Annotated in this window: 9 protein-coding genes; 2 read left to right on the plus strand and 7 right to left on the minus strand. The window is 73.8% G+C overall.

Annotated elements, in window-relative coordinates:
• The 5 genes from ACWDYF_RS34010 to ACWDYF_RS34030 all read right to left on the minus strand — a co-directional run.
• A partial coding sequence (locus tag ACWDYF_RS34010; RefSeq protein ID WP_451584320.1) for an NAD(P)-binding domain-containing protein occupies window positions 1–256 on the minus strand: 256 nt, incomplete at its 3' end.
• Between the two features lie 126 nt (window positions 257–382).
• The gene (gene ilvN, locus ACWDYF_RS34015; protein ID WP_018568644.1) at window positions 383–910 is read right to left on the minus strand and encodes an acetolactate synthase small subunit; all 528 of its coding nucleotides are present in this window, start codon (window positions 908–910) and stop codon (window positions 383–385) included.
• Window positions 911–944: 34 nt separating this feature from the next.
• On the minus strand, window positions 945–2,792 hold the full coding sequence (locus ACWDYF_RS34020) for an acetolactate synthase large subunit (RefSeq protein ID WP_106967213.1): 1,848 nt from the start codon (window positions 2,790–2,792) through the stop codon (window positions 945–947).
• Between the two features lie 263 nt (window positions 2,793–3,055).
• Window positions 3,056–6,319 carry a putative bifunctional diguanylate cyclase/phosphodiesterase gene (locus tag ACWDYF_RS34025; protein ID WP_389473815.1) on the minus strand — a complete coding sequence of 1,088 codons (3,264 nt, stop codon included), beginning with the start codon at window positions 6,317–6,319 and terminating at the stop codon, window positions 3,056–3,058.
• Between the two features lie 489 nt (window positions 6,320–6,808).
• Window positions 6,809–7,771 carry a 2-hydroxyacid dehydrogenase gene (locus ACWDYF_RS34030; RefSeq protein ID WP_199785514.1) on the minus strand — a complete coding sequence of 321 codons (963 nt, stop codon included), beginning with the start codon at window positions 7,769–7,771 and terminating at the stop codon, window positions 6,809–6,811.
• Window positions 7,772–7,848: 77 nt separating this feature from the next.
• Between ACWDYF_RS34030 and ACWDYF_RS34035 the strand changes: the two genes are divergently transcribed.
• Entirely contained in the window at window positions 7,849–8,847 is a 999-nt protein-coding gene (locus ACWDYF_RS34035; protein WP_389473812.1) for an aldo/keto reductase, read from the plus strand.
• Between the two features lie 150 nt (window positions 8,848–8,997).
• On the plus strand, window positions 8,998–10,158 hold the full coding sequence (locus tag ACWDYF_RS34040; RefSeq protein WP_389473810.1) for a PQQ-dependent sugar dehydrogenase: 1,161 nt from the start codon (window positions 8,998–9,000) through the stop codon (window positions 10,156–10,158).
• Between the two features lie 82 nt (window positions 10,159–10,240).
• Here ACWDYF_RS34040 and ACWDYF_RS34045 read toward each other — a convergent pair whose 3' ends face one another.
• Window positions 10,241–10,504 (minus strand): DUF6191 domain-containing protein, encoded by a 264-nt coding sequence (locus ACWDYF_RS34045; protein WP_389473808.1) that lies wholly within the window; start codon window positions 10,502–10,504, stop codon window positions 10,241–10,243.
• A 34-nt stretch (window positions 10,505–10,538) separates the two neighbouring features.
• Window positions 10,539–13,586 (minus strand): helix-turn-helix transcriptional regulator, encoded by a 3,048-nt coding sequence (locus tag ACWDYF_RS34050; protein WP_389473806.1) that lies wholly within the window; start codon window positions 13,584–13,586, stop codon window positions 10,539–10,541.
• Between the last annotated feature and the right edge of the window lie 107 nt (window positions 13,587–13,693).

The following is a 13,693-nucleotide window of genomic DNA, read 5'->3' on the forward strand; positions in this document are numbered from 1 at the left end:
GGATCGGGTCCGGCACCAGGATCATGATGACGTCGGCCTCGGCCGCGGCCTCGGACGGGCTCACCACGCGCAGGCCCTGCTCCTCGGCCTTCGCCTTCGACTTCGATCCCTCGTGCAGACCCACCCGCACGTCGACACCCGAGTCGCGCAGCGACAGGGCATGGGCGTGACCCTGGCTGCCGTAACCGATGACCGCGACCTTGCGGCCCTGGATGATGGACAGGTCGGCGTCGGCGTCGTAGAACAGCTCGGCCACTGGGTTCTCTCCTTGGTGTGCGGGTTGTGCGTCCCACCGTATGCCGGTGAGGGGGCGGGAAGTTTCCGGGTCTCGGCATACGGGCGGCGGTGTCGCCCGCGCGCCCGTACGCGTCGCCGTGTGTCGTTACGCCGATCGGTCGAGGGCGCGCAGCGACCGGTCCGTGATCGAACGGGCGCCGCGGCCGATCGCGATGGTGCCGGACTGCACCAGCTCCTTGATGCCGTACTGCTCCAGCATCTTGAGCATGGCGGTCAGCTTGTCGCTGGATCCGGTGGCCTCGATGGTCACGGCCTCCGGGGAGACGTCGACCGTCTTGGCGCGGAAGAGCTGGACGATCTCGGTGATCTGGGAGCGCGTCTCGTTGTCGGCGCGCACCTTCACCAGGACGAGTTCGCGCTGCACGGCCGAACCGGGTTCCAGTTCGACGATCTTCAGCACGTTGACGAGCTTGTTGAGCTGTTTGGTCACCTGCTCCAGCGGCAGGTCCTCGACACCGACCACGATGGTGATGCGGGAGATGTCGGGGTGCTCGGTGACACCGACCGCGAGGGAGTCGATGTTGAAGCCGCGGCGGGAGAACAGGGCGGCGATCCGGGCGAGGATGCCGGGGGTGTTCTCGACCAGGACCGAGAGCGTGTGCTTGGTGGACATGACGGGCGTACCTTCCTGAAGTCCCGGACGGCTCTCAGTCGTCGTCGTTGTCGCCGAAGTCGGGGCGGACGTCCCGGGCGGCCATGATCTCGTCGTTGGAGGTGCCGGCGGCGACCATCGGCCAGACCATCGCGTCCTCGTGGACGATGAAGTCGACGACGACCGGGCGGTCGTTGACCGCGTTGGCCTCCTCGATGACCTTGTCCAGGTCCTCGGGGCGCTCGCAGCGGATCGCGTAGCAGCCCATGGCCTCCGACAGCTTCACGAAGTCGGGGACGCGGGTGCCGCGGGCGTCCGGGTTGACGTCGTCCGGGCCCGAGTGCAGGACCGTGTTGGAGTAGCGCTGGTTGTAGAAGAGGGTCTGCCACTGGCGGACCATCCCGAGGGCGCCGTTGTTGATGACGGCGACCTTGATCGGGATGTTGTTCAGGGCGCAGGTGGTCAGTTCCTGGTTGGTCATCTGGAAGCAGCCGTCGCCGTCGATCGCCCAGACGGTCCGCTCGGGCCTGCCCGCCTTGGCGCCCATGGCGGCCGGGACGGCGTAGCCCATGGTCCCGGCGCCGCCGGAGTTCAGCCAGGTGGCGGGCTGCTCGTACTGGACGAAGTGCGCGGCCCACATCTGGTGCTGGCCGACGCCCGCCGCGAAGATGGTGCCCTCGGGGGCGAGCTGCCCGATCCGCTCGATGACCGCCTGCGGGGACAGCGAGCCGTCCCCGGGCTGGTCGTAGCCGAGCGGGTAGGTCTCGCGCCAGCGGCTGAGGTCGTTCCACCAGGCGGTGTAGTCGCCCCGGTGGCCCTCGGCGTGCTCCTTCTGGACGGCCTGGACCAGGTCGGCGATGACCTCGCGGGCGTCGCCGACGATCGGCACGTCGGCCTCGCGGTTCTTGCCGATCTCGGCGGGGTCGATGTCGGCGTGGACGATCTTGGCGTACGGGGCGAAGCTGTCCAGCTTGCCGGTGACGCGGTCGTCGAAGCGGGCTCCGAGGGCGACGATCAGGTCGGCCTTCTGCAACGCGGTGACGGCGGTGACCGCACCGTGCATGCCCGGCATCCCCACGTGCAGCGGGTGGCTGTCGGGGAATGCGCCGAGCGCCATCAGGGTGGTGGTGACGGGCGCTCCGGTCAGTTCGGCCAGCACCTTCAGCTCGGCGGTGGCCCCGGCCTTCAGGACGCCGCCGCCGACGTAGAGGACCGGCCGCTTGGCGGCGGTGATGAGCTTGGCGGCCTCGCGGATCTGCTTGGCGTGCGGCTTGGTGACGGGCCGATAGCCGGGCAGGTCCGTGGCGGGCGGCCAGGAGAAGGTGGTCTGCGCCTGGAGGATGTCCTTGGGGATGTCGACCAGGACCGGGCCGGGGCGGCCGGTGGAGGCGATGTGGAACGCCTCCGCGATCGTCCTCGGGATGTCCTCCGCCCGGGTGACCAGGAAGCTGTGCTTGGTGATCGGCATCGTGATGCCGACGATGTCCGCCTCCTGGAAGGCGTCGGTGCCGATCGCCTTGGAGACGACCTGGCCGGTGATGGCGACCAGCGGCACCGAGTCCATGTTGGCGTCGGCGATCGGGGTCACCAGGTTGGTGGCGCCGGGGCCCGAGGTGGCCATGCAGACACCGACCTTGCCGGTCGCCTGGGCGTAGCCGGTGGCCGCGTGGCCCGCGCCCTGCTCGTGCCGCACCAGCACGTGGCGCACCCGGCTGGAGTCCATCATCGGGTCGTACGCGGGAAGGATCGTGCCACCGGGAATGCCGAATACGGTGTCGACCCCGACCTCCTCGAGAGAGCGGATGAGGGACTTCGCACCCGTGACGTGCTCGGGCGCGGACTGGTGTCCTCCGGATCGGGGCCGCGGCTGCGGATGGTGGGCCCCGGTGGCCTGCTCGGTCATCGGCATTCTCTTCTCGATGCTGAGGTTCTGCGAGGGTTCGGGTGTCGGCTTTCGCCAGGTTCGCACGGTCTGGGACCGCGGTGCGGCAGGTGTCCGTGCAACAAAAAACCCCTCGTGCCGTGAGGCAAGCGAGGGGAGCGCGCCGGTGAGGGTCGCCGGGGTTCGCGGAGAGATCCGCTGGGCCCAGCTCAGCCGACGCGCTGTCCAAGTACGAGAATTCGGGTGCGCATGGAAATGACCCTCCCCCCGGCACGCATCCACTGTCAAGTGGGTGGGACGGGAGTCTCATCATGTGGGCGCAGGCTCGACCCGCCGCCGAAGACGACCGGCAGCTGACCGGCGCGGACGCCCGTCCCGCCGCCGCCCGCGAAGGCCGGTTCGGCCGCTCCGTGGTGCACCGGGTAGTGGCCGGAAGCGAGCGCCCGGCGCAGCCGGTACTCGTCCAGCGGACCGGAGAACGCCATGCCCTGGCCGTGGGTGCAGCCCATCGCGCGCAGCGCGGCCGCCTGCTCGGGCAGGTCCACTCCGTCGGCCACCGACTGGAGACCGAGGTCGCCCGCCATCCGCAGCAGCCCGCCGGTGATCTTGTGCAGCCGGGCCGACTCGACGACCCCCTCGACCAGGGAGCGGTCGAGCTTGAGCACGTCGACGGGGAGGCGGCGCAGGGCCATGAGGGCGCCGTGGCCGCTGCCGAAGCCGTCCAGGGCGATGCGTACGCCGATCCGGCCGAGGGCCGACAGACGGCGCTCCAGCTCGTCCGGCGACACCCGCGGGTCGGTGTCGGCCAGCTCGACCACGAGCGACCCGGCGGGCAGCCCGTGCCGGGTCAGCAGGGCCTCGACGGCGCCCGGCGGCATGGAGCGGTCCACCAGGCGGCGCGCTCCGACGCGGACCACCACCGACACGTTCAGGCCGGTCCTGGCGCGCTCGGCGGCCTGCTCCACGGCCTCCTCCAGCATCCAGCGGCCCAGCTCGGCCGTCCGGTCGCTGTCCTCGGAGACCCGCAGGAACTCGGCGGGCGTGAACAGCACCCCCTGGGAGGAGCGCCAGCGCGCCTGGGCGGCCACCGCGGTGATCCGGCCGGTGGCCAGGCAGACCACCGGCTGGTGCAGCAGCGTGAACTCGCCGTCGTGCAGCGCGGAGCGGAGCCGGGTGGCCAGTTCCGCCTTGCGGACGACGTCCTGCTGCATCTGCGGCTTGTACAGCTCGACGCGGCCCTTTCCGGCCGCCTTGGCGCGGTACATGGCGAGGTCGGCGTTGCGCAGCAGCTCGCCCGCGCCGAGGCCCGGCTCGGCGAAGGCGACGCCGATGGAGGCGGCCACGCGGACATCGTTGCCGTCGATGAGGTAGGGCTGCGAGAGGGTGACACGCAGGCGGTCGGCCAGTTCCAGGATGTGCCCCTCGCGGGCGGTGCGGTCGCGGGTGCCGTCGCCGACGATGAGCGCGGCGAACTCGTCACCGCCGAGCCGGGAGGCGGTGTCCCCGTGGCGGACCGCGTCGTGGAGTCTGCGGGCGGCCTGGACGAGCAGCGCGTCCCCGGCCTGGTGCCCGATGGTGTCGTTGACGGCCTTGAAGCCGTCCAGGTCGATGAAGAGCACGGCGGTGCCGCGGTCGGTGGAGCGGCGGCCGGACAGCGCCTGCTGCACGCGCCGGGTGAACAGCGCCCGGTTGGGCAGGTCGGTGAGCGGGTCGTGCTCGGCGTTGTGCTGGAGCTGCGCCTGGAGGCGCACCCGCTCGGTGACGTCCCGGCTGTTGAAGATGAGGCCGCCGTGGTGGCGGTTGATGGTCGACTCGACGTTGAGCCAGCCTCCCCCGCTCCCGCTCCCGCTCCCGCTCCCGTCCTCGCCCGAGCGCGGGGCGCTCCCGCCGGAGCGGAACCGGCACTCGATGCGGGTGGTGGGCTCCTCGCGCGGACTGGCGGCGAGGAAGCGGCGCACCTCGTGGACCACGCAGCCGAGGTCCTCCGGGTGGATGAGACCGGCGAGTTCGGTGCCGACCAGCTCTTCGGCGGGGCGGCCGTACACCCCGGCGGCGGCCGGGGAGACGTATCTGAGGATGCCGTTGGGCGCGGCGATCATGATGACGTCGCTGGAGCCCTGCACCAGGGAGCGGAAGTGGTTCTCCTTCTGGGCCAGCTCCTGGGTGAGGGCGATGTTGTCGAGCAGCATGATGCCCTGGCGCACGACGAGGGCGAGCACCACGGCACCGGCGGTGATCAGCACCACCCGGTCGACGCTGTGGCCGTTCAGCACGTTGTACAGCACGCCCAGCGTGCACACGGCGGCGGCGGCGTAGGGCGTGAGGGCCGCGAGGGAACCGGCGATGGGCCGGGTGGCCGGATACCGCTCGGTGGCGGCCTCCGGGACGGGCGGGCGGACGGCCGGGCGCGGGGGCGCCTGGCGCTGGCCGGGCACCCGCTCGGGCGCCGTACGCGTGTGGCCCTCGGTCCCGGGGGCGTCGCCCGCGGGGGCGTGCCCGTCGGCCTCGGGCAGCTGTCCGTCGGCCACGCGCGCGTGCGGGACGGCGGTCTCGTGAACGTGCGGGACGGCGGTCTCGTGAACGTGCGGTGCGGCCGTCTCGTGGTCGGTGGTGCTGTGGTGCGTGGTGCGGTGGTCCGTGGTGCGCCGGGCCGTGGTGGGGTCGTCGGTGGTGCGGTCGTCGGTGGTGCGGCGCTCGGCGGTGTGCGGGCCCACCCAGGGGGCGTACGCCAGCAGCAGTGAGCCCGCGAACCAGCCCGCGTCGAGCAACTGCCCGGAGCGGTAGCTGTGGTGCATCAGCGGCGAGGTGAACAGGGCGTCGCTCAGCACGGTCAGGGCCAGTCCGCCGATCGCGGTGTTCACCGCGGTGCGGTTGAGCGGTGAGCGCCGGAAGTGCAGCGCCAGCACCATGCTGACCAGGACGATGTCCAGCAGCGGATAGGCCAGGGAGAGCGCGGTGTGCGCGACGCTCGGGCCGTCGAATCTGGCCGCCTGGGCGAGCGCGAGGCTCCAGGAGAGGGTGAGCAGCGAGCCGCCGATCAGCCAGGCGTCCAGCACCAGGCAGACCCAGCCGGCCCTGGTCACCGGGCGCTTGGCGAGCACCAGCAGTCCGACGATCGCGGGCGGCGCGAAACACAGGAAGAACAGGTCCGCGTAGCTGGGGCTGGGCACCGGCACGGCGAGGACGACCTCGTACCACCCCCAGATCCCGTTGCCCAGGGAGGCCATCGCCGAGGAGAGGGCGAACAGCAGCCAGGCGGAGCGGAAGCGGACGCGCTGCCCCCGCGCGAACAGGGCGCACGAGACGGCGGCGGTGCCGGCCGCCGCGGACAGCCCGAAGTCGCCCATGATCAGCGCGGCCTGGCGGGAGCCCCAGTCGCAGGCGGAACCCACGGCGTACCCGGCGCACACCAGTGCCAGGGTCAGCTGGGAGGCGAGCCGGCGCCGTCCGCCCGGTGCGGGCGGCGGTCCGGCGGGCCGGACGGGCGGCGGGGGCGGGACGCGGCGCGCCGCGTCGGGCGCGGTGACGGCGGAGACGGGCGGGCTCACCGGAGCCACCCGGTCCGCACCGCCGCTTCCCCGGCGCCCCGCGGCCGCGGACGGACCGGGTGCGGGCGCCTCCGGCGGGCACCGGTCCGGTCGTCCCCGCGGCTCCCGCCGTGCCGGTCACCGCGGTCTGCGCCGTACCGGTCGCCGCCACCGGCGCCGTACCGGTGGTCTCGGCTGCCGCGGCCGTCACCGAGGCCGCCGCCGCGCCCTTCGCCGTGCGGGCCGCTGTCGTACGCGGCCGTGTGCCAGGGCCTCCGGTGGCGGCTCCGCCGCGTCGGATCGTTCGTCCATAGGCCGTGCATCGCCCGTCGCCCCCCTCACAGTCCGAAATGTCCATCCCCGGCGCCGAATGTGCACGGCGCAGCCCCTGTCGGGGACGATACACCAGTCTCGTCACTCAGGGACATAGCCTCTCTACGCTCCGTGACGACCAGCGCATATGCGAATACGCCCCGCGTCCGGAGGGTCGCGGACGGTGCCCGGAGGGGGTTATACGCCCGCCGCGCCCGTCGTCAGCACCACGTTCGCGAGCGGCTCATGGTTCACGAACCGGTGCAATTGCCCCGTCAGCAGCCGCTCGGCGCGCGGCCGGAACGCCGAGGTGGGTCCGCCGACGTGCGGACTGATGAGCACCCCCGGAGCCTGCCACAGGGGGTGACCGGCGGGCAGCGGCTCGGGGTCGGTGACGTCGAGGGCGGCGGTGATCCGGCCGCGCTCCAGCTCGGCCAGGAGCGCCCCGGTGTCGACCACGCCGCCGCGCGCCACGTTCACCAGGAGCGCGCCGTCCTTCATCCGCGCCAGGAACTCCGCGTCGGCCAGGCCGCGCGTGGTCTCGGTCAGCGGCGTGGAGAGGATGACCACGTCGGCGTCGGGCAGCAGGGCGGGCAGGTCGGTGAGCGGGTGCACCGGACCGCGCGGCGTGGTGCGCGCCGAGCGCGCCACCCGCGTCACGCGCGCCACCTCGAAGGGCACCAGCCGGTCCTCGATGGCGGCGCCGATGGCCCCGTAGCCCACGATGAGGACGTTCCGGTCGGCGAGCGCCGGGTGGAAGCCCCCGCCCCAGCGGCCGCGGTCCTGGTCCCGTACGAAGCCGGGGACGCCGCGCAGGGAGGCGAGGACGAGCGTCAGGGCCAGCTCCGCCGTGCTCGCCTCGTGCACCCCGCGCGCGTTGCACAGCAGCACGCCCGGCGGGAGGTGCCGCAGACCGGGCTCCACGGCGTCGGTGCCCGCGGACAGGGTCTGCACGACCCGCAGCGCGCGCATCCGCTCCAGCGGGCGGATGCCGGTCCTGGCGGGGCGCATGTACGGCACGACGTAGAACACGCAGTCGGCCGGGTCGCCGGGGAACTCCTGCCCGCCGTCGTCGCCGCCGTCCCAGAAGAGGTAGTTCGGCCCCTTCGGGAGCCCTTCGATCTCCTCCGGCGGAAGCGGCAGCCATATGTCAGCAGTCATGGTCAGGAGGCTATGCCAGGGGCGCGCGCACGCAGAGGTTAGGTTGGTCCACCGAGCAGAGGGAGGGTTACGGCGAGGTGGAGCGCAGGACGATCGGCGCGGCGGCACTCGCGGTGGGGGCCGTAGGACTTGGCTGCATGCCGATGAGCTGGGCCTACAGCACGTCCCGGCAGCGGGGGGAGGAGTCGCTGCGGGCGGCGCACCGGGCACTGGACCTGGGCTCGTCGCTGCTGGACACCGCCGACATGTACGGCCCGTTCACCAATGAGCTGCTGCTGGGCCGGGTGCTGAAGGAGCGGCGCTCCGACGCCTTCGTCTCGACCAAGGTCGGGCTGCTGGTGGGCGAGCAGCACATCGTGGCCAACGGGCGCCCCGGGTACGTGAGACGGGCCTGCGACGCGTCGCTGCGGCGGTTGCAGACGGAGGTGATCGACCTCTACCAGCTGCACCGGGCCGATCCGGAGGTGCCGGTGGAGGAGACCTGGGGGGCGATGGCGGAGCTGGTGCGGGCCGGGAAGGTGCGGGCGCTCGGGCTGAGCACGGTGGGGGCGCGCGGCGGGCGCCGGTCCCGGGGGCGGCTCCATGACGGAACGATCCGGCAACTGGAGCGGGTGCAGCAGGTGTTCCCGGTGAGCGCGGTGCAGGCCGAACTGTCGGTGTGGTCGCCCGACGCACTGGAGTCGCTGCTGCCGTGGTGCACCGCGCGGGGCGTGGGCCTGCTGGCCGCGATGCCGCTCGGCAACGGCTTCCTGACCGGCACGCTCACCCCCGGCGAGGGCTTCGAACGGGACGACCTGCGGGCCCGCCACCCCCGCTTCACCGCCGAGATGATGGCCGCGAACCAGCCGGTCGTCGCCGGTCTGCGCCGAGTGGCCGCCCGGCACGGCGACGGCGTCACCCCCGCCCAGGTGGCCCTGGCCTGGGTGCTCGCCCAGGGCCCGCACGTGATCCCCGTGCCGGGCGCCAAGCGGGAACGCTGGGTCACGGAGAACGCCGCCGCCGCGGACCTCCGCCTGACCGCCCGAGACCTCGCGGAACTGGGCGCACTGCCCGCGGCACGGGGGTCGTGGGACTGAGCGGGAGCCGGTCACCCACGGACCCGGGGTCCCGGGACGCGGCATCCCGGGACGCGGGCGCCTGCCGGGACGGGATCCGGCCGATCGGCGGCCCGGCCCGGGTACGGGGGTGTATGAGATGAGGGGGACCGCCGCGTCGAAGGGACAGGCATGAACGTGCGGGCTGGAGCTGTGACCGGGGCGCTGGCCGCCGCCCTGCTGCTGGCGGCCGGGTGCTCGTCCGGGCCGCCGCCGCCCGGGGACCGCGGCACACCGCCCGGCTCGGCCGCCGCCAGCCCCTCGCCGGGCCGGACCGCCGGGGAGAGCGCCCCGCCGGCCAAGGGCACCGTCACCGTGCTGCGCACCGTCGCCGAGGGCCTGGACTCACCGTGGGGCCTGGCCCCGCTGCCGGACGGCGGGCTGCTGGTCTCCTCCCGCGACCGGGCCACCCTCACCCGCGTGGACGAGCGGACGGGCCGTACGACGGAACTGGGCACCGTGTCCGGGGTGGCACCGCAGGGCGAGGGCGGCCTCCTCGGCATCGCCCTCTCCCCCGGCTTCGCCTCCGACCACATGATCTACGCGTACTTCACCTCCGCCTCCGACAACCGCATCGTCCGGATGCTGTACGACCCGAAGAAGCCCCCCAAGGAGCAGCTCGGCGCGCCCGACACGGTGTTCCGGGGCATCCCCAAGGGGTTCGTGCACAACGGCGGCCGGATCGCCTTCGGCCCCGACGGCATGCTGTACGCGGGCACCGGCGAGAGCGGGGAACGCGGCCTGGCCCAGGACACCAGGTCGCTGGGCGGCAAGATCCTGCGGCTGACCCCGGAGGGCGAACCGGCCCCCGGCAACCCCTTCCCGGACTCCCCCGTGTACTCCTACGGCCACCGCAATGTGCAGGGCCTGGCCTGGGACAGCAGGCAGCGGCTGTTCGCGTCCGAGTTCGGCCAGGACACCTGGGACGAGCTGAACGCGATCGTGCCCGGCGGCGACTACGGCTGGCCGGAAGCGGAGGGGAAGTCCGGCGACCGCCGGTACCGCGACCCGGTCGCCCAGTGGCACACCGACCAGGCGTCCCCCAGCGGCATCGCCTACGCCGACGGCTCGATCTGGATGGCGGGGCTCAAGGGCGAGCGGCTGTGGCGGATCCCGCTGCGCGGCACGGCCGCCTCGGCGGCCCCGCAGTCCTTCCTGACCGGTGAGTACGGCCGCCTGCGCACGGTCGCCCCGGCGGGTGACGGCAGGCTGTGGCTGGTCACCAGCAACACCGACGGGCGCGGCAGCCCGAAGAAGGGCGACGACCGGATCCTGGAGATCCGGGTGACGTGACACGGGGGGAGACACGGGGGGGGGAGAGAAGGGAGGAGGTCGGGCGGGCAGGGCAGGGCAGGGGCCCGTGCGGGCCCGGTGGTTACCCGGCGCCCTCCTCGGGCTCCCCGGCGTCCTCGGGCGCCCTGGCTTCCTCGGGCTCCCCGGCCTCTCCGGCTTCCTCGGGCCCTTCGGCTTCCGCCGCGGGTCCGGGCGGGCGGACGACGACCTTTCCGGAGGCGAGGTCTATCGGTCCCCGGCCGGGGTCGTTGTCCCCGATGTCCTCCCGGCTCAGCTCCAGCCGCTTCTGCTCGTCGTGGGTGTGCTTGCGGCCCGGTGCGAACAGTTCCTCGAAGGCGTTGAACACGGCCCCTCCCTCCCGGTCCCCACCACCGTACGTCTCAGCCGGGCGCGGGGGCGGTGAGCGGGTCACCGGGGAAGAGCTCCAGCCGGTGCGCCACCGCCGCCGCCTCGCCCCGGCCGGAGACGCCGAGCTTCGCCAGGATGTTCGACACATGCACGCTGGCCGTCTTGGGCGAGATGAACAGCTCCTCGGCTATCTGGCGGTTGGTGCGGCCCCGGGCGACCAGGCGCAGCACGTCGCGCTCCCGCTGGGTGAGGCCCAGGGCCTCGGCGGGATCCGCGGGCGCCCTGGGCGGCGGGGCGCAGGTCAGGGAGAGGCGGGCGCGCTGGGCGAGCAGGGCCGCGGAGTCGGCCAGCGGCCGGGCCCGCAGATGCTCGGCGACCGCGTGGGACAGCCGGAGCAGTTCCGTGGCGCGCTCGCGGCCGTCCTCGCCCCCGGTGAGCAGCGCCTCGGCCAGGCGCAGCCGGACCCTGGCCAGTTCGTAGGGGCGCTCCAGGGTCTCGAAGGCGGCGACGACCGGCGCCCAGTCCTCGGGGTCCGCGCTCCCCTCGGCGTACGCGAGCTCGGCGTGCACCCAGCGCTCGTACGCCAGCCAGACGGGCACGTTTACGGTCAGTGCCCCGGCGGCCCGGCGGATGCGGGCGAGGGCGTCGGCGCGTCCCTCCTCGGTGGCGGGCAGCCCGGCCGTGCGGGTCTCCACGGTGGCGGCGCTCAGCAGCAGCGGCCAGGCGTAGCGCTGGGTGCCGGGCGGGAAGCCGTCCTTCAGGGCGCGTCCGGCTTCGGCGCGGGCGTCCAGCAGACGGCCCTCGCCCGCCGCGACGCCGATGGCGATACGGACCAGGGGCAGGGTGTGCTGCGGGGCGCAGTCATGGGTGCCGAAGTAGGCCCGGCCGTCCGCCAGATGGGCGGCCGCCTTGGCCAGCTCGCCCCGGGCGAGGGCGAGTTCGGCGCGGATGCGGGCGTGGAAGGCGCGCGGTTTGGCGCTCTGCCCGACCCGCCGCGAGCGGCAGGCCGCTTCGGCCGACTCCTCCCAGCGGCCCAGGGTGAACAGCGACTCGGCGAGATTGCCCCAGACGTACGCCTCGTGGTCGAACCGGCCGAAGCGTTGGGTGTACTCGATGCCCTGCTCCAGCAGGGGCACGGCCTCGCGGGAGCGGCCCACGGACTCCAGCTCGGAGGGCAGGTTGACGTAGGAGCGGCCGGCCACGGAGGCGATGCCGTCCGCCACCGTGCGCCGGTTGACCTCGCGCATCTCGGCGAGTCCGGCGTCCACGTCGCCCGCCTCGACCCGCAGGCCGCCCAGGGTGAGGCGGGCGGTCATCTCGATCTCCTGGGCGCCGACCATGCGCGCGTACTCCACGGCCTGCTCGGCGGCCGAGAAGGCGTCGGGGCCGGGCTCGTGGATCATGGACCAGTTGGCGACGTTGGCCAGGACCTCGGCGTGCACCTCGGAGGGCGGCAGGCCGCGCACCAGGTCCTGGGCGCGGGCCAGTTCCTGCCAGCCGTCGCCCTGGGCCTTCGCCTGGACCAGGCGGGAGCGCTGGATCCAGAACCAGGCGGCGCGCAGCGGGTCGTGGTCGTCGTCCAGATGGCGCAGCGCCCGCTTGATGATCTTCATGGCGCGGTCCCGCTCCCCGCACAGGCGGCCCGCGACGGCGGCCTCGGCCATCAGGTCCAGATAGCGCAGCGGGGTGGTGGCCGGATCGCAGCCGCACGGGGGGTAGACCTCGGTGTAGTCCACCGGGCGCAGCCGGGCGCGCACCTCCGCGGGGGCGGTGTCCCACAGCTCCATCGCCCGCTCCAGGAGGCGCAGTTGCTCGCTGTAGGCGTGCCGGGCGCGGGCGGTGACGGAGGCGTCGAGGACGGCGGGCAGCGCCTTGGCCGGGTCGTGGGCGTGGTACCAGTAGCTGGCCAGCCGCAGGACGCGCTGGTCGGCGGGGACGAGGGAGGCGTCGGCCTCCAGGGCTTCGGCGTAGCGGCGGTTGAGGCGGGAGCGCTCGCCGGGCAGCAGGTCGTCGCCGACGGCCTCGCGGACCAGGGCGTGCCGGAAGCGGTAGGCGTCGCCGGTGGGGGCGGCGGTGAGGATGTGGGCGTTCACCGCGGCGCGCAGCGCCTCGATGAGGTCGTCCTCGGCGAGCCGGGCCACGGCGGCGAGCAGCCGGTACTCGACGGTGGAGCCGCCCTCGGCGGCGATCCGGACGACCCGCTGGGCGTCCTCGGGCAGGGCCTCGACGCGGACGAGGAGCAGATCGCGCAGGGAGTCGCTGAGGTCGGCGCAGCGCTCGCTGGCGCAGACGGCCAGTTCCTCGACGAAGAAGGCGTTGCCGTCGGAGCGTTCGAAGATGCGGTCGATCTGCGCGGGGTCGGGTTCGGTGGCGAGGATGCCGGCGATCTGGCGGCCGACCTCCTGCCGGGTGAAGCGCTCCAGTTCGATGCGGCGGACCGTGCGCAGCCGGTCGAGCTCGGCGAGCAGGGGGCGCAGCGGGTGGCGGCGGTGGATGTCGTCGGAGCGGTAGGTGGCCAGGACGACCAGCCGGCCGGTGCGCAGGGTGCGGAAGAGATAGCTGAGCAGGTGCCGGGTGGAGGCGTCGGCCCAGTGCAGGTCCTCCAGGACGAGGAGGACGGTGTGACCGGCGCCGATCTGCTCCAGCAGGCGGGCGGTGAGCTCGAAGAGGCGGGCCGTGCCCTCCTCGTCGGGCCGGCCGGTGCCGCGCGCGGCGGGCTGCTCGGCCAGCTCGGGCAGGAGCCGGGCCAGTTCCTCCTCCTGGCCCGCGCTCGCGGCGGCGAGCGCGTCGGGCAGTTCGCGGCGCAGGGCGCGCAGCGCGGTGGAGAAGGCGGCGAAGGGCAGCCCGTCGGCGCCCATCTCCACACAGCCGCCGAGCGCGACGACCGCGCCCCCGCGGGCGGCGGCCGCAGCGAACTCCTCGACGAGCCGGGTCTTGCCGACGCCGGCCTCGCCGCCGATCAGCAGGGCCTGCGGCTCCCCCGCCCCGGCCCTGGCGAGCGCCTCGTGCAGTGTGTCCGATTCGTGCTCGCGGCCCACGAACACCGGACTGACAGACCTGGTCTCCACGGGTCCGAGCATCGCACGGGGGTGTGACAGCGCGGGAGCGGATTTCGGCACGGGAGCGGATCCCGGGGTGCCGCCCGGCGGCGGGCGCCGACCCGGTTCCGGCCGCCCCGGGACCGGCC

This window comes from Streptomyces sp. NPDC003284, assembly GCF_053589675.1.

Coding starts and splice junctions, on each gene's coding strand:
- ilvN (WP_018568644.1), bottom strand. CDS start 910: ATGTCCACCAAGCACACGCTCTCGGTCCTGGTCGAGAACACCCCCGGC.
- ACWDYF_RS34020 (WP_106967213.1), bottom strand. CDS start 2,792: ATGACCGAGCAGGCCACCGGGGCCCACCATCCGCAGCCGCGGCCCCGA.
- ACWDYF_RS34030 (WP_199785514.1), bottom strand. CDS start 7,771: ATGACTGCTGACATATGGCTGCCGCTTCCGCCGGAGGAGATCGAAGGG.
- ACWDYF_RS34040 (WP_389473810.1), top strand. CDS start 8,998: ATGAACGTGCGGGCTGGAGCTGTGACCGGGGCGCTGGCCGCCGCCCTG.
- ACWDYF_RS34050 (WP_389473806.1), bottom strand. CDS start 13,586: ATGCTCGGACCCGTGGAGACCAGGTCTGTCAGTCCGGTGTTCGTGGGC.